This is a genomic window from Hymenobacter gummosus (genome assembly GCF_003970915.1).
GTDB classification, from domain to species: Bacteria; Bacteroidota; Bacteroidia; order Cytophagales; family Hymenobacteraceae; genus Solirubrum; species Solirubrum gummosum.
This window is the reverse complement of sequence record NZ_RXOF01000012.1, coordinates 170,601-193,067: the sequence shown is the minus strand read 5'-3', so window position 1 is coordinate 193,067 and position 22,467 is coordinate 170,601. Positions and strand designations below refer to the sequence as shown.

General features: G+C 66.2%; 17 protein-coding genes. 4 read left to right on the top strand and 13 right to left on the bottom strand.

Going from position 1 to position 22,467, the window contains the following annotated elements; all coding sequences use genetic code 11:
* Position 1: 1 nt before the first annotated feature.
* Positions 2-1,474 (bottom strand): hypothetical protein, encoded by a 1,473-nt coding sequence (locus EJV47_RS19465; protein ID WP_126694845.1) that lies wholly within the window; start codon positions 1,472-1,474, stop codon positions 2-4.
* A gap of 295 nt (positions 1,475-1,769) precedes the next feature.
* On the opposite strand from EJV47_RS19465, the gene EJV47_RS19460 reads away from it, so the two are divergent.
* Positions 1,770-3,269 (top strand): ArnT family glycosyltransferase, encoded by a 1,500-nt coding sequence (locus tag EJV47_RS19460; RefSeq protein ID WP_126694844.1) that lies wholly within the window; start codon positions 1,770-1,772, stop codon positions 3,267-3,269.
* Positions 3,270-3,271: 2 nt separating this feature from the next.
* On the opposite strand, the gene EJV47_RS19455 is transcribed toward EJV47_RS19460, so the two are convergent.
* The 6 genes from EJV47_RS19455 to EJV47_RS19430 all read right to left on the bottom strand — a co-directional run bounded on the left by EJV47_RS19455 (position 3,272) and on the right by EJV47_RS19430 (position 10,344).
* Positions 3,272-4,429 (bottom strand): hypothetical protein, encoded by a 1,158-nt coding sequence (locus tag EJV47_RS19455; protein WP_126694843.1) that lies wholly within the window; start codon positions 4,427-4,429, stop codon positions 3,272-3,274.
* Positions 4,430-4,686: 257 nt separating this feature from the next.
* On the bottom strand, positions 4,687-5,556 hold the full coding sequence (locus EJV47_RS19450) for a TolB-like translocation protein (protein WP_165903834.1): 870 nt from the start codon (positions 5,554-5,556) through the stop codon (positions 4,687-4,689).
* Between the two features lie 294 nt (positions 5,557-5,850).
* A complete protein-coding gene (locus tag EJV47_RS19445; protein ID WP_126694841.1) occupies positions 5,851-6,042 on the bottom strand; it encodes a hypothetical protein in 192 nt (63 codons plus the stop codon).
* Positions 6,043-6,303: 261 nt separating this feature from the next.
* Positions 6,304-8,535, bottom strand: coding sequence for a S9 family peptidase (locus EJV47_RS19440; RefSeq protein WP_126694840.1), 2,232 nt, complete (start codon positions 8,533-8,535; stop codon positions 6,304-6,306).
* 145 nt (positions 8,536-8,680) lie between these two features.
* Positions 8,681-10,096, bottom strand: coding sequence for a T9SS type A sorting domain-containing protein (locus EJV47_RS19435; protein ID WP_126694839.1), 1,416 nt, complete (start codon positions 10,094-10,096; stop codon positions 8,681-8,683).
* A gap of 5 nt (positions 10,097-10,101) precedes the next feature.
* A complete protein-coding gene (locus tag EJV47_RS19430) occupies positions 10,102-10,344 on the bottom strand; it encodes a hypothetical protein (RefSeq protein WP_126694838.1) in 243 nt (80 codons plus the stop codon).
* 95 nt (positions 10,345-10,439) lie between these two features.
* Between EJV47_RS19430 and EJV47_RS19425 the strand changes: the two genes are divergently transcribed.
* Positions 10,440-11,363 (top strand): hypothetical protein, encoded by a 924-nt coding sequence (locus EJV47_RS19425; protein WP_126694837.1) that lies wholly within the window; start codon positions 10,440-10,442, stop codon positions 11,361-11,363.
* 83 nt (positions 11,364-11,446) lie between these two features.
* On the opposite strand, the gene EJV47_RS19420 is transcribed toward EJV47_RS19425, so the two are convergent.
* A complete protein-coding gene (locus EJV47_RS19420; protein WP_126694836.1) occupies positions 11,447-12,979 on the bottom strand; it encodes an OmpP1/FadL family transporter in 1,533 nt (510 codons plus the stop codon).
* A gap of 35 nt (positions 12,980-13,014) precedes the next feature.
* Positions 13,015-14,463: a hypothetical protein gene (locus EJV47_RS28925; protein ID WP_126694835.1), complete on the bottom strand. Its 1,449-nt coding sequence runs from the start codon at positions 14,461-14,463 to the stop codon at positions 13,015-13,017.
* A gap of 198 nt (positions 14,464-14,661) precedes the next feature.
* Between EJV47_RS28925 and proS the strand changes: the two genes are divergently transcribed.
* Positions 14,662-16,137: a proline--tRNA ligase gene (gene proS, locus EJV47_RS19410; RefSeq protein WP_126694834.1), complete on the top strand. Its 1,476-nt coding sequence runs from the start codon at positions 14,662-14,664 to the stop codon at positions 16,135-16,137.
* A gap of 132 nt (positions 16,138-16,269) precedes the next feature.
* On the opposite strand, the gene EJV47_RS19405 is transcribed toward proS, so the two are convergent.
* The 4 genes from EJV47_RS19405 to EJV47_RS19390 form a co-directional block, all read right to left on the bottom strand.
* Positions 16,270-16,515, bottom strand: coding sequence for a hypothetical protein (locus tag EJV47_RS19405; RefSeq protein ID WP_243651228.1), 246 nt, complete (start codon positions 16,513-16,515; stop codon positions 16,270-16,272).
* A gap of 53 nt (positions 16,516-16,568) precedes the next feature.
* A complete protein-coding gene (locus EJV47_RS19400; RefSeq protein ID WP_126694833.1) occupies positions 16,569-17,132 on the bottom strand; it encodes a DinB family protein in 564 nt (187 codons plus the stop codon).
* Positions 17,133-17,326: 194 nt separating this feature from the next.
* Positions 17,327-17,884 (bottom strand): Crp/Fnr family transcriptional regulator, encoded by a 558-nt coding sequence (locus tag EJV47_RS19395; RefSeq protein WP_126694832.1) that lies wholly within the window; start codon positions 17,882-17,884, stop codon positions 17,327-17,329.
* A gap of 179 nt (positions 17,885-18,063) precedes the next feature.
* Positions 18,064-20,103 carry an OmpA family protein gene (locus tag EJV47_RS19390; protein WP_126694831.1) on the bottom strand — a complete coding sequence of 680 codons (2,040 nt, stop codon included), beginning with the start codon at positions 20,101-20,103 and terminating at the stop codon, positions 18,064-18,066.
* Positions 20,104-20,352: 249 nt separating this feature from the next.
* On the opposite strand from EJV47_RS19390, the gene EJV47_RS19385 reads away from it, so the two are divergent.
* Entirely contained in the window at positions 20,353-22,380 is a 2,028-nt protein-coding gene (locus tag EJV47_RS19385) for a TonB-dependent receptor (RefSeq protein WP_126694830.1), read from the top strand.
* The last annotated feature ends 87 nt before the right edge of the window (positions 22,381-22,467 follow it).

Below are 22,467 nucleotides of genomic sequence, written 5' to 3'. Positions count from 1 at the left end.
GCTACGGCTGCCGGTGATAGTAGAGCACGACGCGCGGCGTGACGCCCCAGTAGCGCAGCATGGCGGCATTGACGGCCGACTGCTCCGGGCTCGAATAACGCTCCCAGTTGAGCACCGGACAATCGGAATCCAGCACCACCACCTCGGCGGAAGCCTGCGCCAGCGCGAGCAGGGCGGCCCGCTCGCAATTGCGGTTTTCGCGCTTGTTGGGCAGGTCCGTCAAGGTAAATACCAGCAGCACGGCCGTAAGCCCCAGGCCGTAGCGGACGCGCGTGGGGCCGGCCAAGTGCCGCAGCAGGTAGCAGGCCGCGGCACCGTACCAGTAGATTACGGCGATGATAACCGGCAGCAGGGTGTCGCGGCGCAGGATGAAAGGGCGGTACTCGCGGTAGCCGCCCAGCGGCAGCAACAACACGTACACCGCCGCAAAAAGGCCAATCCAGCGCAGCGCCGTAAGCAAGCGGCGCCGCACGCGAGTATCGGGCAGCCGACGCAGCAGCCAGTAATTTACCCCGAGCAGGGCCAGCAGCAGCGGCCAGCCGAGCTTTTGCTTGAACTGGTAGAAGACGCCCAGCGGCAGGCGCGCGTACCGCTCCGCCAGCGGCAGGGTGGCGGTCAGATTCTCCGCGTTAAGCCGCCCGATGTACAGGGAGTACAGGCTCAGCAGCGTGGCCACCACCAGGGGCAGCAGCTCCTTGGGCAATGCCCGGACCGCGGCCCAGCTGCGCGCCAGTATGCCTTCGTTCGCCGCAGCCGGCGGCAGGCGCTGCTGCCAGCAGTACAGCAAGATACCCGGACATAGTATGGCCAGCACCCCCGTGGCAATGGGGCTGTTTAGCGTCAGCACTACCGCCAGCCCCAGCAGCAGCACCCACGTCGGCGCCGACAGCCGTACGGGCCGGCGCTGCGCAGCTGCCCGGGCGTAGGGCCAGAAAAACAGCAACAGCAGGGCCACGGGCAGCGCGTAGCAGAAGCTGTAAACCACCGATTTGTCGATGATGCCGATCTGCCCGGTCCAGCCGTTGGTGTGGAACAAGGGCGTGACCAGCGCCGCCGCCACCAGCCATGCCCGGCTCGTCAGCGCGCGGTGCCCGCTGATGTAGGCCCCCAGCAAGTAGATGAGCAGCGCCTGCATGAGCGTCTTGGCCAGCGCACAAGCCGCGTACAAGCTGTCGACGGGGCTGAACCAGTGCTGCAACCAGCCCGGCACGGCCCGGAAATACTGCAGGATGGTCTGGTGCTGAAAAAAACGGTTGGGAGCCGCGTACGTTTCCCCGCGCAAAGCCCGCAGTCCGAGCGGGTCGGTCAGCACGGGCTGGTAGTCGGTCGATGGCAGCACGATGTTGCTCAAGTCGCCACTGATGGCGGCCTGCGCGTGCTGCCAGCAGGAGTAAGCCAGATCAGATAGCAGGAACAGGAAAAGTAGTGTCGGCCAGTACCGGGCCAGCGGGCGTGAAGAAACATCTGACGCCATCGGCGGGAAAAAATGATTGGTAGATAAAGCCTTACCGTGCGGCACCCTGCCGGCGCGGCGCCCCTGCCGATGAACAGCCACGCTATTTGGTCGGACGGCGCCAAAGATAACCCGCGCACCAGCCAACGCCCGCAGCTTGGGCAGGCGCGGCGTCCGGTCGCGCCGGTCCTGCTTTCCGCTGCCCACCCGCAGCCGCGTACTGCGGTTTGCTGATCAGGTGCGACCGTGGCAGCCTGCCGGATTGGGCCTGGCCCCGGGCGCGGGCGCGGGCGCCGCCGATTCCGTAATTTTCGCGGTGCTTTCCCTGTCCCGGTTTCCCCGTATCCGCCGCGGCTGGCAGCGCTGGTTGCCGCTGCTGCTGTTCTTGTTGCTGAGCTACCTGCCGCTGTTCTGGCTGCTGACCAGCCTGCCCGCCCAGCAGTGGGACGAGTCGCGCACCGGCGTCAACGCGCTGGGCATCTGGAAGCACCACGACTGGCTGGTGCTGCGCCACTCCGGCCAGCCCGATCTGTGGAACGGCAAGCCCCCGCTGTGGATGTGGACGCTGGCCGTGAGCTTTCGGGTGCTGGGCGCCTCGGAACTGGGCCTGCGCCTGCCCGCCGCGCTGGCGGCGCTGGCCACGGCCCTGCTGCTGTACCGGGCCGCCCAGCGCTGGATTGGCCCCGCCCCGGCCGGGCTGCTGGCGGGCCTGATTCTGCTTACCAGCCAGGGCTACGTCACGCTGCACGTCACCCGCACCGGCGACTTCGACAGCCTGCTCACGCTCTGGACCACTACCGGCGCCCTGGCCTGGCTGGCTTACCTGCGCACCGGCCGCCCGCGCTGGGCTGGGTTGACGGGGCTGGCCTTTGCGCTGGCCGTGCTGACCAAAGGCATTGCGGGCCTGCTGTTTGGTCCCGGCCTGCTGCTGGCCATGGCCTTCACCGGTCAGTGGCGCCGCCTGCGCCGCCCGGCCCCCTGGCTGGCTCTGCTGCTGGTATTGGCCACGGCCGCTACCTGGTACACCGTCCGCGAGTGGGCCGCCCCGGGCTACCTCGGCGGCGTGTGGGCTTATGAGGTCGGCGGGCCAGCCGGGGAGCAGCTCGAAGGCCACATTCACCCGTTTGAGTTTTACCTCAACCAGCTGGCCGAGCGCCAGTTCACGGCCTGGCTAGTAGCTGCGCTGCTGGGCTGGCTGATTGGGGCCTGGCTGCCGCGCTACAGCCGCGGCTGGTGGCTGAGCCGCCTGACCGGCGCCGTGGCCCTGGGCTTTCTGCTGGTTATTTCGACGGTACAAACCCGCATGACCTGGTACGACGCGCCGGTATTCCCCATCCTGGCTTTGCAGGCGGCGGCTGGCCTGACGTGGACCGGGCAGATTCTGGCCCGGCACTTTCAGCGGCGCGTCTCGTATCGGGCCGCGCTGGCCGGGGCCCTGGCCGTGCTGGCCCTGCCCTACCTGGCGCAGTGGCAGTACGTCCGCCAGCTACAGCAAAGCCGGCTACTCGACCCGCAGCTGCTCTACGGCCGGCACCTGCGCGCCCAGGCCCGGCAGCTACCCGCCGTACGCGAGTACCTGGTGGCCACGCTGCCGGTGCTCAACGACAGCCCGGAGTTTTACTGTATGGCCGCCGAGTTCAACCACGGCCACCGCACCACCCGCACCACCTACAACGCCCTCGACCAGGCCCGCCCGGGGCAGACGGTAGTCAGCTGCGGCAGCCAGTCTACGCGGCCCTGGCTGCAGCGCTACGACACGCAGGTGCTGCTGCGCACCGACTCGTGCGTGACGCTGCGCCTGCTGCGGCGGCGCTAGGGCTACCGCCCCAGGTCCGCCAGCTGCTCCTCGATTTCGCCCAGGCTGGCTTCCCGGAATTGCAGGGTATCGGCGCCGAGGCCGGCTTTCAGGGGCTGCACGGCCAGGTAGGAGTTGCCGCCCTCGTAGCGCAGGCCCACCAGCACGGCCCGCTGCTGGGCGGGCAGGCCGGTGAAGGCGTAGCCGCCGGCCTGGGGCGCCCCGGCCAGTATCACGCCCGACTCCGGAAACACCAACCGCACGGTGGTGTGCTCATCCACGTCGGCGGGCACCAGCAGGCCGATGCTGCCGGCCCCGGCCCAGCTGCGCAGGCAGGTCAGCCAGCCCAGCTCGGCGCTGCGCAGCGTGGCCGCGGGCAGCCCCTCGCCGGCCGAGGACAGCAGGTTGGAACTGGCGGTGGCGCTGCTTTCGGCCGCTACGCCCGCGCTGCCGTTGAGCGGCGTGGCCTGGGCGTAAGCGGGGCCGCTGGCGGGCAGAGCCTCGACGGGCACGGCGGCCCAGCTGCGGCGGTCGGGGCTGTGGTAGAGCTGGCGGCCAGCCGTGGCGTACTCCTCGGGCAGCGTGATGTCGAGAGTTTGCCCAGGGGCCAGGCGCAGGCGCTGCCCGCGGCCGGTGCTGGCGCGCACCAGCAGCATGCCGCCGGTTTGCATGGGCGCCCCGGCCGCGTCGGTGCTGATGCAGTCGGAGAGCAGCAAATCGGCCAGGGAGAAGCACTCCTTCAGCTCCACCCACACGGGCTCCTTCACCGGGCGCTGCCGCTCGTCCACCAGGGCCAGGGCGGGCAGGCGCAGCACCGTGCCCTCGCGGCCGCGCACCTCGGCGGGCTGGTTCGGGTCGATGCGAAAAAACTCGCTGGGCTTGAGGGTGAAGTCGAACAGGTGAGCCTCGGAAGGCAGCTCGGCGGCGGCCAGGGCCGCGGCAGCGGGGCGGCGCACGGCCCGGTAGCGAATAAGCGGGGCGCGCAGGCTGGTGCGCCGCTGCAGGCGGTGCCAGTCGCGGCGCGGCGCGGCGGGGGCCGGGCCGGCGGTAGCGGCCGCTACGGCTTCGGCGGCGGCCGCGGCGGCGGTTTCAGTAGGGGCAGTATCGCGCTGGCAGGCCCCCAGGCACGTGAGGGCCCACGCCCCACCCAGCAGCACGGAAGTCAGTCGGAACAAGCGCATATCGACGAGCATCTACGCAAAAACGGTCCGCCTGGAACGGCCGCCTGCGGTTTTTCTTATCCTTCCACGTCAAGCGCCGACCCCACGGCCGGCTGTTGCCCTACCTTTTGAGAACAGGTAAAGCCCCGATTATCAAATCTAAAGACGCGCTTTTTTCTGAGTAATTGCTTGTCTACCGGGCCCGGCGGCTACTCCAGAATTAAAACGGCCGGTTCGCAGCGCTGCAAACCGGCCGTTCAGGCACCCGGTTCATTACCTCAGAACGTCACGTCGCGGATATGCTGCCCGTTGCGGTCGGTGGTCTGAATCTTGGTGTACACGTGCACCTTGCCGTCGGCGGCCAGGTAGCGGCCGCAGGTGACCATGGCCAGCCGCTGCCCATCGGGCGAAAGGCTGGGGTAGAGAAACCAGCGCCCCAGGCGGCCGTAGGCGTCGGGGGCACAGGCCGCCCGTACGACGCGCATCCGGCCGGTAGCCACTTCCAGCTCCTTCACCGAGCGGTCCGACCAAATGATGCGCTGCCCGTCGGGCGTCCAGAGGATACCAATAGGCGGCTCGTAGCGCGGCACCCGCAACAGTGGCCGGAACGTGAGCGTGGACAGGTCGTAGAGGCCGAAGGCAACGCTGTCGCTCGGGTACGAGTACCCTAAGCCGCTTCCCAGGGCTAGGGTGCGGTTATCGGGCGCCAAGGCGAGGCTATTGGAAGAGAGGATGCGTGCATCCGGAATAAACTGCAGTTGCTGCCCCGTGGCCGTACGCACGTACACGCCGGTACGAGCGTAGGTAGTGCCTATAAACTTATGCACGATGCGGCTGCCATCAGGGCTCCACACCGGGTAGCCGGTGCCGGTGGTGGTGGTCAGCCGGGTGAGGCTGTCCCCGTTGGCCTTGATTTTCCACACGTCGCTGCCTACCGAGGTGAAGAGCAGCCAGCCGTTGCGGCCCCAATCGAAAGTGAAGCTAACGTCACTGGCCAGCAGCGTCCGTTGCTTGGTGAACAGGTTCATTTTATACAGACTGCTTCCCATCACGTTACCAGGTGCTGATTCCTCGGTCAGTACGTAGGCTACTTCGTTGGCGTCGTTGGGATTGTACTTGACCGATTCTACCAGAGGATAGTCCAGCAATTCATATTGTCCGGTAGATACCTGCGGCGGCGGTGGCAGGTCCGGACACGGTATCTCAGCTACTTGTGGCTCGATCGGCGTTACGGGCAGCCGAGCATCACCACAAGCTACCAGCAGCGCCGTTAGCAAGGCCAACGCCCCTTTGGTGAAAATGCGGCGCAACATTTTCGCTGAGTTTGCGCCGGTGGGCAGTAAGCTAAAGTCAATATTTGGCATAAGCGTAGAGCGTGGGCAGATGACTGGAAAAATGAATCAGGTAAGCGGCGGAAGTCGGGGCGCGTCAAGGTCGAGTCATCAGGCGTTGGGTAGTGGTGGCGTTGTCAGTACCGAGGCTGACCATCTATAGCCTAAGGCCCAGCCGGCCACTGGGATGCGCGCAACAAACGGGCCAGCTCCATCCGCCCACTCTTCGCTCAGCACCAAGCGGCCCAGCACGTCGAGCACCCGCAGCTGCACCCGCGCCGGGGCGGGCAGCGTGGCGTGCACGATAGCGGCGTCCGCGGCCGGATTAATCAGTGCCGCTAGGTCGAGCGTCGGCTCTGCTGCGGCGCGAAAGTGGCACCCAAAAATTATTCTCTATGCATCAATACCTTACCAAGCATGCACCGCCTGACCAAGCTACCCGCCGGGCCGCCTGCGCACAGGGCAAATCCGGGTGTGGCGCTTCCTTTCGCGCCGCTCCCGAACGACAAGCGCCGCCCGGCCAGCTGGCCGGGCGGCGCTTGTAACTTTCGACGACGCGTCAGCTTACAGGTTCTGCAGCAGGAAGTTGGTCATCTGCCGGAACAGGTGCAGGCGGGTGTTGCCGCCGTAGATGCTGTGGTTGCGGTTGGGGTAGTACAGCTGCTGGAAGTCCTTGTTGGCCTTCACCAGCGCGTCGGTAAAGGCCACGGAGTTCTGGAAATGCACGTTGTCGTCGCCGGTGCCGTGCACCAGCAGCAGCTTGCCCTTTAGCAGACCCGCGTGCTGCACGGGGGAGTTGTCGTCGTAGCCGCCGGGGTTGTCCTGGGGCTTTTTCAGGAACCGCTCGGTGTAAATGGAATCGTAGAAGCGCCAGTTGGTAACGGGAGCCACGGAAATGCCGGTTTTGTAGAGGTCGGCGTTTTTGGTCATGGCCAGGGCCGAGAGGTAGCCGCCGTAGCTCCAGCCGAAGATGCCGATGCGCGTCTTATCGGCCCAGGGCTGGGCACCGAGGTACTTGGCCGCCTCGCCCTGGTCGATGGTTTCGAGCTTGCCCATCTGCCCGTAGGTGCACTTCTTGAACTCCGCGCCCCGGCCGCCGGTACCGCGGTTGTCCACGATGGCCACCACGTAGCCCTGCTGGGCCAGCAGCTGAAACCAGGTGTAATAGTCCACGCTGTTCCACTTGTCGAGCACCTTCTGCGAGCCGGGCCCGCCGTAGAGGAAGGTCAGCACTGGGTACTTCTTGCCGGCTTCCATGTTGGCCGGCTTGATGGTGCAGCCGTTGAGCGTGACGCCCTCCGCGGTCTTGAACGAGAAAAATTCCTGGGGCGTGAAGCCGTAGTCCTGCATCTTCTGCTTCAGGGCGGCGTTGTCTTCCAGCACCTTCACCACCTTCCCGTCGCGGGCCGTGCGCAGGCTCACCGTCACGGGCTCGTTGGCGGCCGAGTGGTAGTTGAGGTAGTAGCGGAAGTCGGGGCTCATGTTCACCACGTCGGTGCCGCCGCCGGCCTCCCCGAGGCGGGTTTTGCCCTTGCCCTTGAGGTCCACGCGGTACAGATGGCGCTGCTGGGGCGCGTCCTCGGCCGACACGTAGTAGGCCAGGCCGCTTTTTTCGTCCACGCCCACGAACTCGGTTACTTCCCACTTGCCCTGGGTGAGCTGCTTCACCAGCTTGCCCTTCATGTCGAAGAGGTAGAGGTGGCGGTACCCGTCGCGCTCCGAGGTGGTGATAAACTGCTTGCCGTTCTGCAGGTAGCGCAAGTCGTCCGTCACCTCCACGTAGGCCTTGTCGGTGTCGGTCCACACCACCTGCGTCTTGCCGGTGGCCGCGTCGCCGTGCAGCAGCTCCAGCTTGTTCTGCAGGCGGTTGACGCGCTGAATGCTCAGCAGCCCGGGCGTGGGCGTCCACGCGATGCGCGGAATGTACTGGTCCGTTTCCGCCCCGATGTCCATCTTCACCGTGCGCCCGCCGGCCACGTCGTAGGCCGACACCGTCACCACCGAATTGGCCTCGCCGGCCTTGGGGTACTTGTAGCGGTAGTCCTTGGGATAGAGCCCGCCCCACTCCTGCATGTTGTACTCGGGCACCCGGCTTTCGTCGAAGCTGATGAAGGCCAGCTGCTTGGAGTCCGGCGACCATTGAAAAGCCTTGGCTACCTCAAATTCCTCCTCGTACACCCAGTCGCCGGCGCCGTGGATGAGCTTGTTGAAGGCCCCGTCGGTGGTGACGGGCGTTTCCTGCATGGTCTGCAAATCGACGATATACAGGTTGTTCTGGCGCACGAAGGCCACGCGGCGGCCGTCGGGCGAGAAGGTGGCGTAGCTCTGCTTGCCGCCCGCGCTCAGCGGCACCAGCTTCTGGGCCGCCCGGTCGTACACGAAGTAGTTGGCCTTGGAGGAGCGGCGGTAAATCGGCTCGGTTTCGGTGCTGAAGAGAATTTTCTGCTCGTCGGCGTTGAACTCGTAGCCATCCGTGGCAATGGGCTGGTCGGTGCCGGCGAGGCGCAGCTGCTGGGTGGCTACCAGCGTCTGGGTCGCCTGGCCGGTGGTGACGTCGTGCTGCACTACCTCGCCTTTTTCCAGGGCGGAGTAGTAGCGGCCGTCGCGCATCCAGCGGAAGCCCTGCACGCTGCGCGGCGCAAAGGTGCCCTTGGCCCAGATGTCTTCGAGGGTGATGCGCTGGCGCTGCTGGGCCAGGGCGGGGGCGGCGGGCAACAGCACGGCCGCCGGCGTAGCGCTCAGCAGCAGGCCCGCGGCCAGGCCGAAGGTTTGAAACGTCTTAAACGGGTGGATCATGTAAGAAAACTCAGTGGCGGCGTTAAAGGTACTACACTGGCGGACGTCACCACCTTTCCAGGGATACCCTATGGACGGTCATAACAATGCCCCGCTGGCATAGTCGTCAGCGGGGCATTATTATGACCGGATGGCCCAGCTCGGCTTACTGCCGCAGCAGGCGGCCGGTCCAGGTCCGGCCATCGGCGGCCCGCAGGCGCACCACGTACACGCCAGCTGGCAGGTCGGCCACCGGTAGCGGGGCTTCGCCAGGGGCCACCACGGGCGCCGGCGGCTGCACCACGCGGCCCAGCGCGTCCAGCACCATCAGCGTGGCCCCGCGGCCCAGGCCGGCGGGCAGGACGGCGTGCGCCGTGGCCGGGCCGCTGGCCGGATTGGGGTAGAGCTGCAATGCACCGGCCAGGGGCTGCGCGGCTCGCACCGGCAGGGGCTTAAAGCGCCGGAACTGAGCCGCCACCAGGTCGGAACCGCCGAGCGGGCCATTGAGGGCGTAGCCGCTGATGAAGTAGTCCCCGCCCGGGGCCAGCAGCAGCGTTTGGGCGTAGGCGCTGCCGGCGGGCCGGAACAGCAGTGTGTCGGAGCGGAGCTGGCCCTGGCCGGTGAAGCGCAGCAGCTGGAAATGGGTGTCGGAACGCGGCCCGCCCAGCGCATCGGCCAGCACCACGTAGTCGCCCAGCGCATCCTGCACCACGCCCCGCGCCGTCCAGCCCCGGTTGGCCTGCGAGGGCGGGTAGCGGCGCACCCACACAGTATCGGCCTGCGCGTCGAGCAGGGCCATTTCCTGCGCACCGGCTACCAACACCCGGTTGCCGGCCTGCAACACCCGGAACGCGGAATATTCAAACCGAGGCAGCACGCGGCGGCTGGTTTCCACTCCGGCGCTGGTCAGCAGGTGGATGCCCACCTCCCCGCGCTGCTGCTGCGCGTCAGGTCCGCTAGAAAACACCCAGCAGCCCCCGCCTAGAATGGGTAGCAAACTGACGTTCACCCCCGGAAAAGCAGTACTGTGGTCTGATATTACGTTCCAGAGCAACGTGCCGGCTGGCGACACCTTAAGCACACGATTCTGGAAGTTTATCCAGCCGAAGACGAAGTAATTACCGTCCGTGGTCAGCACCGGGGCCCCGAAGCTGTCGGTGCCGGGGGTGCGGAAGGTGCGCACCCAGGCGGTGTCGGCCTGCGCGTTCATCTTCAGCACGAAAGCGTCGCCAGCCGTGGGGTTGACAGCCCGGCAACTGCCTGATACGACCAGGTCGCCGCTGGCATCTTCGACAATGCCTTGCGGCGTGATAACCAGCAAACGTGCGGGCAGAATCTTGCGGGTCCAAAGCGTGTCGCCCGCATCGGTGAGGCGCACCACCAGCAACGGGCCATGAATGGGGCTGCTGCCCGCGCCGGTGCCCACCAGCACGTAGCCGCCGCCGCGCGGGCGCCCGGCGTGGCCGCCGGTTTCGTTGGCCGGGCCCACGTAGCTGCGCTGCCAGGCAAAGGCGCTGCCCGGGCCCTGGCCGTAGGCCAAGGCGCCGCCGAGCAGCAGCCAGCAAAAGAAAAGGACTCGCATGACGGCTAGCGGATATCGAGGCGGCGGCTCAGGCGCTGGCGGCCGGCGGTGGCCTCCAGCACGTACTGCCCAGGCGGTACGCCGGCCAGGGTGGTGGCCTGCTTGCCGCCGGTCAGCCCCCCGGTGCGTAGCACCTGCCCGTACTGAGCGCGGGCACTGCCGGAGCTGCCCAGCCAAGCACTCAGTACTGTCAAAAGAACCAGTGCCGACCACAGCTTGGTCAGCGGATGCGTAATTTGTGTTTTCATAAGGAACTTGTATTGGTTGAGTATGGCAACAATGTAGCACTCCTTACGCCGTTACTACCTCAGAATCAGCTGCTATTTTTTCATTTCTGCTCCTCATGCCCCGCCCTACCGCCCGCCTGCTGCTTGCCCTGCCTCTGCTCACTGCCTGCGAAAAGCAGCTCACCTCGCCCCTGCTCGACTTCATTGCCACTACCAACGCGCTGACCTCCGACCGGGTCGTCACCGCGCCCGATACGTTTGAGGTGCGCGCCTTTGCCGAAGCCCGCGAGCAGGACCCGCGGCTGACGCGCTTCACCATCACGGCTTACGAGGAAAACTACTTCATCACGCCCAACGTGGCCGATGCCAGGGACCCCGGCCCGCGCGTGTATCTCGACACGGTATTTACCACACCGCGCCAGACTTTCCTGTTCATCAACCGCTTCGGGGCCAGCGCCAACCGCGGCCGGCAAACCTGGCGCTACACCGTGTACGACACCGACGGGCACAGCGCCAGCCGCGCCTACACCATCCGGGCCACGCCCAGCGACTCCACCGCCCCGCTGCACAGCTACAGCGTGCGGCTGCAGGCCCCGCGCCAGCGCACCAACCGGTCGTCCCTGGCCACCGCCCGCGGCTTCGTGCTGCCCCCCCACGCCACCGATCAGCCCGATTTCTGGGATTTGACGGATTTGCTGTACGTGCCCACCGCCACGGGCCCCAGCCTGGCCGCGCCCAGCTCCGCCGCCGCCCTGGCCACGCGCATCTACCGCGTCAACCGCTGGACCAACCGCCGCGGCACCCGCCTGGCCCTCACCACGCTCACCGCCAGCAGCTTCGACGCTGTTACCACGGCCAGCACTATCACCAACACCGTGGCCGCGGCCCGACTCCAGAACCGGGCCGCGCTGCCCGTCCGCAAGGGCGACGTGCTGGCCCTGCGCACCGCCGACAGCCTCGATGCCCTGGTGCTGGTGCGCGACGTGGGCACCATTGCCCCGGTAGAGTTGCTGCTCAGCGTGAAGCTGCGCCGGTACTAGCTGCTAATCAACTATAAACGCCAACGGGGCGGCCCCTGCAGTCAGGAGCCGCCCCGTTGGCGTTTTATGTCCGCAGCCGCGGGCTAGAACTGGTAGCCCACGGTGATGGTGCTGGTCAGGCGGTTGGCATCGACGCGGATTTCGGGCTGGCTGCCGTCGGCCAGGGTGTAGGGCGAATACACCCGGTTGTACTGCCCGTACACGCCGGCCAGGTCCAGCATGAGGTTGCCCTGGCGCATGCCCAGGCCAGCGGTGTAGTAATTCTGCGTCCGGTCGAAGCGGCTGTCGCGGAACGGGTCGCCGTAGCGGGCGTAACCGGCGCGCACCCGGAAGGCTTCGAGGCGCAGCTCCGCGCCCAGGCGTACGTTCAGGGCCGTCTGGTACAGCTCGGCAATGCGCGAGTTTTCGTTGCTAAAGGAGTAGTTGTCCCCGTCTTGCAGCTCCGAGGCGTTGCGCAGGCGCGCGGCGCTGTAGTCCACCATTTCCATGTCGCCCGAGAGGAAGCCGTGCTTACCGATGATGGCCGCCACGCCGCCGTTCACGCGCCAGGGCGTGGTCAGGCGGTAGCTGTAGCGCGCTTCCTGGGTGGCCGCGTTGCCGGTGGTGTAGGTCTGGTTACCTATGGTCACGGGTTGGCGGAACGTGGCGTACAGCGTGGTGCTGTAGGTATCGTCGAGCTGGAAAGCCGTGGGCGTCTGGGCCGAGGCCCCGATGCGCAGCCAGTCCAGAGGCCGGTAAATCAGACCCAGGCGGAAGTTGTAGCCCGTGCCGCGGGTGCGCAGCTCGTCGCGCAGCTCCAAGCTGCCGAAGGCTCGGCTCGACTGCGTCGGGTCGGTTTCGCGCAGCTCGCTGGTGGAGTTGAAGCGCGTGCCCACGATGCCGATGGCCCCGCCGATGTACAGCCGGTCGCGGTAGCTGCCGCCGTAGCCGATGTCGAACTGCGTCTGGGAGCCCGACGTCAGCACCGATTCCTCCTGCAAAGCCGAGGTGCGCTGCAGCGGCGAGGGCGTCACGATGGCGTCCTGCCCGTTCACCGTCTCAATGTTGGTCAGCAGGGCTCCGTAGGCCAGCCCGTCGAGCGAATAGTAGCTATTGCTGGCGTACTCCTCATCGATTTCGGTGGGCGTGTAGCGCGGCTCCCGAAAGCGCTGAAACAGGGAGCGGTTATCGGCTACCGTGTTACGGTAGTTGAAGCGGGTGTTGAAGTCGTTGACGCGGGTGAAGCCGAAGGCCACCGTGCCCCCGCGCCAGTCGCCGGCCTCGTCGTCGGTGCGCCGGCCAGTCAGGGCCACGGCCAGGTTGCCCAGGTGCAGGCTGCTGCGCGAGTCCGTCAGGCTGCTGGCGCCTTCCACGTTGGAGGCGCGGGCGTCGGCGTTGCCCAGGCCCAGGCCGGGCGAAATGCTCACCTCCGAGCGTTGGAACAGCCCCAGGCCAGCCGGGTTGCTGCTCAGGTTGCCGAAGTCAGCGCCGAGGGCCACGTTGGCCCCGCCTATGCCCAGCGTGCGGGCCGGGCCACCGAATTGCAGCCGCGAATACCGCAGCGCATCGTCTTGATTTTGGGCAAAAAGAGGGCTGGCCAAGCCCAGCAAGGCCAGCCCCAAGGTATACCGTTTCATAGCAGAAAGAGGGAAGGGATGCTTAAATCCCGGGATTATTGTACGCGGCCCCGGCCACCGCCGCCTCCGCCGCCACTGTTGCCGCCGCCTCCGCTGCTGCGGCCGCCGCCCCCGCCAAAGCTGCCGGAGTTACCCGAGTTGCCGCCGCTGTCGTAGCTGCGGGTAGGCTGCTCGTACGAGCGCGTCGGCGCCTCGTAGCTCCGCTCCCGCCGCGTGGGCTGCTGGTACTGCTGGGGTTGCTGGTATTGCTGAGGCTGCTGGTATTGTTGCGGGGCCGCGTCGGCGTAGCGGCCGCGGCGGGTCCGCTCAGACGGCTGCGACATCTGCTGCTCACCGCCTCCGCCGCTGGGCGAGAGGTTGGGCTGCTGATCGGAGTAGAAGCGGCGGCGATTCACCCGCTCCTCCTGCCCGGCCGCCGATTGCGTCATCGACTCCGAGGAACCCTGCGTGCCCGGCCGGACACCCCCGGTGGGGTTGATATCGGGCGTTCCCGGCGCATTGTCCACGATGCGGTACAGGCGGCCGCGGCCCGGGCCGTTCTGGCCTTCGCTCAGCGCCTGGGTTTTCTGCAGCCGCTCCCCGTCAGGCGTTACGCCGGTTGAGGGTGCGGCAACGCTTTCCACCCGACCGCGGGAGTAGCGCCCGTTGGTAGTGCCGCCGTTGTCGGTGTAGCCACTAGCGCCGGCGCGGCCGCCGGTGTTTTCCTGCACGCGCGGCCGGCCGCCGCCGTTGTTGGTGCCGCCGTTGCTGGCGCCTACCACTTCCACGCTCCGGTCGCGGCGCGGGGCCACGCGGTAGTTCACGCTTCGGTCGCCGCCGCGGTAGCCGTTCCAGCCCCCGTAGCCGTAACCGCCGTAGGGGTTGCCCCAGCCCCAGCCGTTGCCGTACAGGCCCGAGTAGTAGCCGTCCCAGTAGCCGCGGTTGTAGCCGCCCCAGCCGTAGTAGCCACCGGGCCGGTAGCCGCCGTAGGGGCCCCAGGGCCCCCAGCCGCCCATGCCCCAGCCGATGTTGATGCTCACCCCGCTATACCAGCTCGGGCCCCAGCCGCCGCCCCAGAACGGGTCGTTCCAGGCCGAGTAGCCGTAGGGCGAGTAGCTGTAGATGGGGTCGTAGTAGAAAGTCGGTCGGTACCAGAAAGGGTCGACGTAGGCAATGTTGTAACCCATGCCCAGGCCGTTGTAGCGGCGCTGCCGGGCGTAGTAGCTATAGTCGAAATCGTCGTCGTAGTACTCATCGGAGGCTGAGCCGCGGCTGCGGGTGCTGCCGTCCTGGTAGTCCGGGTTGGCTACGGCGTTGGGGTCGTCGTAAGTGGCGGCGTAGTCCGACGAGCCGTCTGCCGTCGAGGCCGCAGCTACGGCAGTAGTGCGGTCTTTGGAGGAATAATAGATGCCATCGGGCTCGGTGGTGGTGAGGCCGCTGGAGGTTGCGCAGCCGCCGAGCGTGAGCAAGGCTAAGGCGGCGGGCAGGGTGGGAATATGTTTCATGTCGAGGGGGCGCGGAGAAAGTCAGGCCGGTATACAGAGAACGAGTAAGGGCCGAAGGTTGTTCAGGCCCACCGCTTTAGAAGCGGGCGGATTGCTCCGGTTTAATAACGTACTTTGGGCCCAAATCGGTGCCCGCTGGTACACTTCAAATCCTGTACCAAGCTCGGGAACTTTTTTCTTTTTCTAAGCGACCCGACAATGAGCAAACAGTTGCCTAAGCGCAGCGAGGATTATTCCCTGTGGTACAACGAGTTGGTAAAGCGTGCCGGCCTGGCCGAAAACTCCGCCGTGCGCGGCTGCATGGTCATCAAGCCCTACGGCTACGCCATCTGGGAGAAAATGCAGCGGACCCTGGACGACATGTTCAAGCGCACCGGCCACCAGAATGCCTACTTCCCGCTCTTCGTACCCAAAAGCCTGTTTGAAGCCGAAGAGAAAAACGCCGAGGGCTTTGCCAAGGAATGCGCCGTGGTGACGCACTACCGCCTGCAGACCGACCCCGACAAGCCCGGCAAGCTTCGCGTGGATCCGCAGGCCAAGCTGGAAGAGGAGCTGGTGGTACGCCCCACCTCGGAGGCCGTTATCTGGAACACCTACCGCGGCTGGGTGCAGAGCTACCGCGACCTGCCCCTGCTCATCAACCAGTGGGCCAACGTGGTACGCTGGGAAATGCGCACCCGCCTATTCTTGCGCACCGCTGAGTTCCTCTGGCAGGAAGGCCACACCGCCCACGCCACCGACACCGAGGCCCTGGCCGAAACGCGGCAGATGCTGGACGTGTACGCCGAGTTTGCCGAGGAGCACCTGGCCCTGCCCGTGGTGAAGGGCGTCAAGACCGAGAACGAGCGGTTTGCCGGTGCCGTGGAAACCTACTGCATCGAGGGCATGATGCAGGACGGCAAGGCTCTGCAGGCCGGCACCTCGCACTTCCTGGGCCAGAACTTCGCCAAGGCCTTCGACGTGCAGTTCACCAACAAGGAAGGCCAGCTGGAGCACGTGTGGGGCACTTCCTGGGGCGTGAGCACCCGCCTGATGGGCGCCCTGGTGATGACGCACTCCGACGACGAAGGCCTGGTGCTGCCGCCCAAGCTGGCCCCCATTCAAGTGGTCATCGTGCCGATTTACAAGACCGGCCAGCTCGACGAGCTGCTGGAGCGCATCCGCCCCATCCAGATGGGCCTGATCCAACGCGGCATTTCGGTGAAGATTGACGACCGCGACACCGAGCGGCCGGGCTTCAAGTTTGCCGAGTGGGAGCTGAAGGGCGTGCCCGTGCGCCTGGCCATCGGCGCCCGCGACCTGGACAACGGCACCATCGAAGTGGCCCGCCGCGACACCAAGGAAAAGCTGAACCTGCCCCTGGCCGACATCGTGCAGAGCATCGACCAGCTGCTGCAGGACATTCAGGAGAATATCTACCGCAAGGCCCTGAATTTCCGCGAGTCGCACACCACTCGCGTGGATACCTACGAGGAGTTCAAGCAGGTGCTCGACACCCAGGGCGGCTTCGTGGTGGCCCACTGGGACGGCACCGGCGAAACGGAGGAGCGCATCAAGGAGGAAACCAAGGCTACCATCCGCTGCATCGCGCTGAACGAGCCCGACGAGGACGGCGTGTGCATCCTGACCGGCCGGCCCTCCAAGCGCCGCGTGTACTTCGCCCGGGCCTACTAAATCACGGATTTAGACGGATTTTTCGGATTTCACGGATTTTAGCTCCGCTTTCCTTCGGTTGTGGACGATTGTCCACCAGACGTAAAGCAGCCCCGCTACCGGTCGGTAGCGGGGCTGCCGTTTTAGTAATGGTTACTGCGCGGCCTGAATGGCCTGGGCCAGCTCTTCGTCCGAGAGGTTGTCGAACCAGTCTTTGGCCAGCTCCAGGCGTACCGTTTGGGCGCCGCCGCTGGGCGTGCAGACGACGGGCACGTTGCCGTCGGCGGTTTCGGATTTTGCTACGGCCTGCTCGGCGGCTTCGCTTTCCAGGGCGGCATAGGCCTGGGCGCAGGTCCAGGTGGTGTTGTGCTTATCGGTTACTTCGCGTTGCTTCATCATGCGGCCTGATACGCAAGGCGGCCCGAAAAAGCCGCACTGCCGCTGCCGCCGGGCTACACCGCCAGCGCGGGGGCGGCTGTCTGGGCGGCGCGCAGGACCTGCTGCAGATGCCGCTCCTGGTGGCGCACCACAAATTCCAGCGTTTCGCCCACGCGCAGCTTCAGCAGGCGGAAAAACTCCACGGGCACGGTGCGGCGGTTGAGGTTGGTGGTGCGGGCGGAGGCCAACAGGGCCAGCAGCTCGGCCTGGTGCTGCAGAAACTCCGTCAGCACGGCGCGGTGGAGCTGGCTGCCGCTGGGGTTCATGTGCTTCACGGTCTTGTGCTGCCGGCCGTTGTCGGGGCGCACGAGGTCCAGGGACTTGCGGCCCAGCCAGCTGTAGCGCACCTCGGCCGCCGGGGCGGCTGCGGGACGGCCATTCAGGGCTTTGGTGAGGGCCGGCAGGTAGTAGCGGGCGTAGCGGTTCAGGTGTTCCAGGCATTCGAGCACGCTCCAGCCGTCGGGGCGGGGCTTGCGGTTCAGCACCGCGTCGGGCAGCGGCTGCAGCTCGGTTTCGACGGTGGCGTGCAGTTGGCGGACGGCGGTCTGGAGCTGCTGGAGGAAGGCGGGGCTTTGCATAGCGGGGCTTGTTTTCGGTGAGGTTGACGAACAGCCCAAAGGTCGGCCCGGCTTCCACCCCGAAACCTTGATTCCGGTCAAGAAATGACCACCGATTCCACAGATGTTGAACGGATGATTCTGATTCATTCTGGAGTCAGCAAACGGGCAGAAAGTGACAAAACGGATCAGCACCATCCGTTTAACATCCGTGCTTATCTGTGGCCCAGGCGGCTCAGCGTCTCGGGCGTCATGCGCAGGTAAGAGGCTATGTACTTGCGCGGCACCAGCTGGAAGAGGTGCGGGCTGCGCCGCTGCAGCCGCTCCAGACGCCGCTCCGGCTCGGGCAGCAGCAGGTCGATTTCCCGGTCGATGCGGCCGACCAGCACTTTTTCCAGCTCCTCGCGCCAGAAGCGGGCGAGGTTGGGCAGCAGCTCCAGCAGGGCCGTAAAGTCGGCTTTGCTGATGCCCAGCAGCTCGGTTTGGCGCAGGGCCTGAATGCAGTACTCCGAAGCCGTGCCCTGCACAAACGAGGGAAACGAGCACACCATGCTGGGCGGATAGGCAAAGCCCACGCAGATTTCCTCCGTCTCGGTGGGGTAGTAAATCCGCATCAGCCCCTCGCGCACGAAGTACAGGTTGCGCTCCACCTGCCCGCGCTGCACCAGCAGCTCCCCGCGCCGTAGCGTAATCGGCTTGTTCCAGGCCGCCACCAGCGCCTCGATTTCGCGGGCGGTAAAGTAGGGCACTTGCTGCAGGGCGTCGGCGAACATCTTTTGGTGGAATGGCTGAATGGTCAGATTGTTAAATGGCTAATCGTTCGGGGCTCCTCCGCCGGCCGGTACCCGGGCCACTGAAAAGCACAACGGCCGGCCCCGTAAAGAGCCGGCCGTGCCGTTGAAAGTGGCCTCCTGAACGGCCAACAATTTAGCCCATTCAGCCATTTAACCATTTACTTCTTGGTAATCACGAATTCCACCCGGCGGTTGAGCTTGCGGGTATCTTCCTGGTCGTTCGGGGCAATGGGCTTGGTGTCGCCGAAGCCCTGGGTTTTGATGCGGTTGCCGCCGATACCCTTCTGCACCAGGTACTTCTTCACTTCGTTCACGCGGTCCACCGACAGCTTCAGGTTCAGGGCCGGGTCGCCCTGGTTGTCGGTGTGGCCCTGCAGCTCGATTTCCACCTGCGGGTAGTTTTTCAGGATGTTCACCAGGCGCTGCAGCTCGGGGTAGGAGTTTTCGCGCAGGTAGTACTTGCTCTGGGCGAAGAAGATGTTGTTCAGCTTGATCTTCTGGCCCACCTCGAACGGAATCAGGTACAGGTCCTGGGTTTCCTCCGAGTACTTGGTGCGGTCCGTCACGTCCAGGTTCTGGTCCTCCGAGAGGTAGCCGGTGGCGTCGGCGCGGTAGCCGTAGTGGGCGCCGGTGGGCAGCACGATGGTGTAGGTGCCGTCGGTAGCGTTGGTTTCCACCACCCCGATTTCCTCGCCCGTAATCAGGTTTTCGTAGCGCACGGTGGCGGCTACCGGCTTCTTGGTAGCCGCGTCGAGCACGCGGCCGCGCACCAGGGCCACCACTTCGGGCTTGTTGTTGGAGGAGAGGCTGATGCGGAAAATGTCGCGCGAGCCGTCGGTGCCGTTGCGCTCCGATACCAGGTAGGCGTCCTCACCCGAGGCCGAGAGGGAGAAGTAGGCGTCCATGGCCGGCGAGTTGATGGCCGGGCCCAGGTTGCGGGGCTTGCTCCAGTTGGTCCAGCTGTCGTCGAGGCGCTTGGCGTAGAAAATGTCGCCCTTGCCGTAGCCGGCCAGGCCTTCGGAGGCGAAGTACAGCGTCTTGCCGTCGGGGGCCAGGAAGGGGGCAAATTCGGCCGCCTTGGTGTTGATGTTGCCCCCGAGGTTGATGGGCCGCGAGAACGAGCCGTCGGCCTGGCGGAAGCTCACGTACAGGTCCTGCTGCCCCTTGCTGTCCTTGCGGTCCACGGCCATCAGCAGCTGCTTGCCCGAGGTGCTGAGGAAGAAGTCGACGTTGTCGGGGTCGTCGTTGTAGAAGTCCTGAATGTTAATCTTTTCCGGCTGCGTCCAGCCCGTGGCCTTGCGCCGGGTGATGCTGGCGCCCTTGGGGTCGAGCGAGCCGTCGGGGTTGTACACGTTGATGAGCACCGCCGAGGAGCCGTCGGCCGATACCGAGGCCAGGCCGTTGGGCCCCGGCGAGTTGATGGGCGAGGCCATGTTCTTGGCCGGGCCCCAGGCCTTGGTTTTGGGGTTGGTCAGGGTGGAGTACCACACGTCCTGTCCGTCCTTGGCCCCGCCTACGTTCTGCGGCGAGGCCTGCCGGGCGAAGAACAGCGTCCGGCCGTCGGGGGCCACGATGGGACGCACCTCGGTGTACTTGGTATTCACGTTCGGCCCCAGGTTCACCATGGCCGAGTCGAAGGAAATGCTTTCCGAAGGAATCGTCTTGAAGTCCTTCTTCACCATCACGTCGGTCACGTCGGCCACGCCGATGGCGTCAATCTGGTTCACGCCGTTGACCTTGGCCGTGTTCATCGTCACCACCACCCCGATGGTGCGGTAGGTGCCCGGGCCGAAGGTGACCTGCAGGGTGCGGAACAGCTCGGGCAAGGGGCCGGGCGCGGGGTTTTCGTACACCTGGTGCCGCTCGCCGCGGGTGTCCACCAGCTCAATGCGGATGATGGAGCCGGGGTTGAAGTTCTCGACCACCGTTACCTGCCGGGCCACTACCGACTTGGCAAACTTTACCTCGATAAACTCCTTGGGGCCTTCCTTTTTCGGAATCCAGGCTTCGTTGCTGATCTGGCCCAGGGGCAGGGCGTTGGGCTCCCCCAGCACTTTTTCGGGCGAAAAGGCTTCCTTGCCCTCGGCCTTCTGCGATGATACTTCGACGACCTTGGCGGCCCAGACGGCGTGCTGCGCGTGGGCGCTGACGGCCGCCACGAACAATCCCAGGGACAAAACGAGAGAACGTATGCTCATACTAGCTAGGCGGGCAAAACGGTGGAACTGCGCACGGCAGTAGGCACGGCCCGAGGGCCGCGGTGGTGATGAAGAGACGACGCAACCCGGCCGTAAGTTTCGGCCGAAGACAATTGCCAGCTCAAAAGTACAAATCCCGGCCCGGGTGCGCTACCGCATATGTATGCTAGTAAGCCCCGCCGGCCGGTTGCGGGCCGCTGCTGAAAGTAGTAGTTTACGGCGTAATTGCCACCCGCTCCGCCGCTTGCTATGCGCCGCTTTGCTCTTCGTTGGGGAGCCGCCCTGGCCGCGGCAGCGGGGCTGGGCCTGAGCTGGGCCCCGCCCGCCCGGGCCCAGCTGCCGGTGCCCGACGGCGTGGTTGCCCCGGCCCCGCTGGATACCCTGGTGGGGCTGCGCCTGCACGCGCGGCGCATCGGGGTGAGCACCTACACCCAGCAGAGCGAGGCCTACGGGCACTGGCACCTGGGCCGGCGCCAAACGGTGCGCTACCGCCTGCTTACCGACTGGGTGCTCGACTCGCGGGGCCGCCCGCCCTTCGTGCGCGAGGACTACCGCGGCGACCTGCTGCACCTCATTGGGGTGGGCCAGCACTGGCAGGTGGGTCAGCAGGTGGTGTACGACTACAGCCACGCCAACCACATCCGCACGGTGACCTGGCTGGGGCGCGTGGGCTGGCAGCAGCGCCTGCGCCCCGCCTCCAGCCTCGACTCTATTTCCGCGCTGCGGGTGGCCCTGCTCGGCGGCCTCACCCACGACATGCGCAACCAGCGCGACGACCTGGGCCCCACCTACGGCGTGGAGCTGACGGCCCTGCTGCGCCCCCTGGCCGCCTGGGCCGAACCGGTAGGCCTGCGGCTGGTGAGCACCCAGAGCCACCTCGGTCCGCGCCTCTGGCACCGCGCCCTGGCCGACGTGGTGTACTCCCGCCCCATCGACGAGAACAGCCAGGGTCTGGTGCGCCTGGGCTACCGCAACACCCGCACCGAGGACTATCTGCCGGCCAACGTGCAGCGCATCCAGAGCGACACCATTGCGGCCCAGCTGCAGTGGCAGTACCAGCTGCCCGGCCAGGCCGCCTTCCGCTCCGATAACACCGTGCTGCTGCCGGCCCGCGCCTTTCTCTACCGCCGTCTGCGCGCCGAGGCCGACACAGTGCAGAACCTGGGCTACCGCCAGCAGGAGTACGACACCCGCCAGGAGCTGCTCATCACCCGCCGCAAGCTGCAGGCCCGGGTGCAGTTTGGCTACCACCAGCGGGTGCGCGGCTATTACCTCGAAAACAACCGCTTCCTCGCCCCCACCCGCTTCGCGGCCGCCGAGCAGCAGGAACGCATCAAGGACATCAGTGAGCGGACCACCCAGTGGCAGACCGAAGTAACCTGGCTGCTGCACCCGCGCCACTCGCTCACCGGGGCCGGCACCGCCCAGCTCCTGCGGGTGGATACGCCCAGCCAGGAGAACTACCAGGACCGCGACGAGGCCAGCCACCAGCTGCGCCTGCGCCTGACTTCGCGCTGGCACCCCACCTTCCGCACCACCCTGGGGCTGTGGGGCGAGTACCGGCAGCTCATCTTCATCAAGGCCCAGCAGAGCGCCGAAAACTACTCCGACCGCCTGCTGCACTGGGAGCCGGGCTTTACCTGGGCGCCGGGCCGCTTTAGCTGGCGGGCCAGCTACCACCTGTGGGTAAGCTACCAGGTGCGCGACCGGGCCGCCGAGCAGCTGCGCAACCGCGCCAGCCGGGTGCTGGAAATGGACCAGCACCTGCAGTGGGAGCTGCGCCCCCAGTGGCTGCTGAGCCTGGACTACCAGCGCCGCGAAACCCGCATCGGGCAGCTGAACTGGCAGCAGTTCAAGGAAAGCCCGCTCGACACCACCATCATCCACGACCTGAGCCTGGGCCTGCGCCGGGGCTGGCGCGGCGTGCGCGGCCAGAGCAGCCTGCGCGCCGGTTACCGCTTTCTGGAACAGCGCAGCCACCAGCGCGCCGCCCTGCTGCCCGACGGCCCCGGCGCGGCCGGCCTCATCTACCTGCGCACCCTCACCCGCCAGCACGGCCCCGAGCTGGCCTACGAGCGGCGCGCCGGCCCGCTCACCCTCACCACCTCCCTGTGGCTGCAGCAGCTGCAGAACCTGTACCGCTACCGCCCCGGCCGCGGGGCCTACGCCGGCAGCACCTACACCGCCGAGGAGCTGGCCCTCACCTCTTCCCGCCTGCTGCCCTACTTCGAGCTGCTGCTGGAGTGGCAGCTGCGCCGCCAGCGGCGGGTGTTTTAGAACACAATTGATTGACCATTAGGATTATTCACAATTCTTGCTTAACTACAACGCACATCATTCCATTCTTTTTCACCTGTAAAACTC

Excerpts from the sequence above, each read along its gene's own strand:
- EJV47_RS19400 (WP_126694833.1), bottom strand. The coding sequence starts at position 17,132 with ATGCAAAGCCCCGCCTTCCTCCAGCAGCTCCAGACCGCCGTCCGCCAA.
- EJV47_RS28925 (WP_126694835.1), bottom strand. The coding sequence starts at position 14,463 with ATGAAACATATTCCCACCCTGCCCGCCGCCTTAGCCTTGCTCACGCTC.
- EJV47_RS19435 (WP_126694839.1), bottom strand. The coding sequence starts at position 10,096 with ATGCGAGTCCTTTTCTTTTGCTGGCTGCTGCTCGGCGGCGCCTTGGCC.
- EJV47_RS19440 (WP_126694840.1), bottom strand. The coding sequence starts at position 8,535 with ATGATCCACCCGTTTAAGACGTTTCAAACCTTCGGCCTGGCCGCGGGC.
- EJV47_RS19455 (WP_126694843.1), bottom strand. The coding sequence starts at position 4,429 with ATGCGCTTGTTCCGACTGACTTCCGTGCTGCTGGGTGGGGCGTGGGCC.
- EJV47_RS19385 (WP_126694830.1), top strand. The coding sequence starts at position 20,353 with ATGCGCCGCTTTGCTCTTCGTTGGGGAGCCGCCCTGGCCGCGGCAGCG.
- EJV47_RS19425 (WP_126694837.1), top strand. The coding sequence starts at position 10,440 with ATGCCCCGCCCTACCGCCCGCCTGCTGCTTGCCCTGCCTCTGCTCACT.
- EJV47_RS19395 (WP_126694832.1), bottom strand. The coding sequence starts at position 17,884 with ATGTTCGCCGACGCCCTGCAGCAAGTGCCCTACTTTACCGCCCGCGAA.
- EJV47_RS19390 (WP_126694831.1), bottom strand. The coding sequence starts at position 20,103 with ATGAGCATACGTTCTCTCGTTTTGTCCCTGGGATTGTTCGTGGCGGCC.
- EJV47_RS19465 (WP_126694845.1), bottom strand. The coding sequence starts at position 1,474 with ATGGCGTCAGATGTTTCTTCACGCCCGCTGGCCCGGTACTGGCCGACA.
- proS (WP_126694834.1), top strand. The coding sequence starts at position 14,662 with ATGAGCAAACAGTTGCCTAAGCGCAGCGAGGATTATTCCCTGTGGTAC.
- EJV47_RS19405 (WP_243651228.1), bottom strand. The coding sequence starts at position 16,515 with ATGATGAAGCAACGCGAAGTAACCGATAAGCACAACACCACCTGGACC.
- EJV47_RS19420 (WP_126694836.1), bottom strand. The coding sequence starts at position 12,979 with ATGAAACGGTATACCTTGGGGCTGGCCTTGCTGGGCTTGGCCAGCCCT.
- EJV47_RS19430 (WP_126694838.1), bottom strand. The coding sequence starts at position 10,344 with ATGAAAACACAAATTACGCATCCGCTGACCAAGCTGTGGTCGGCACTG.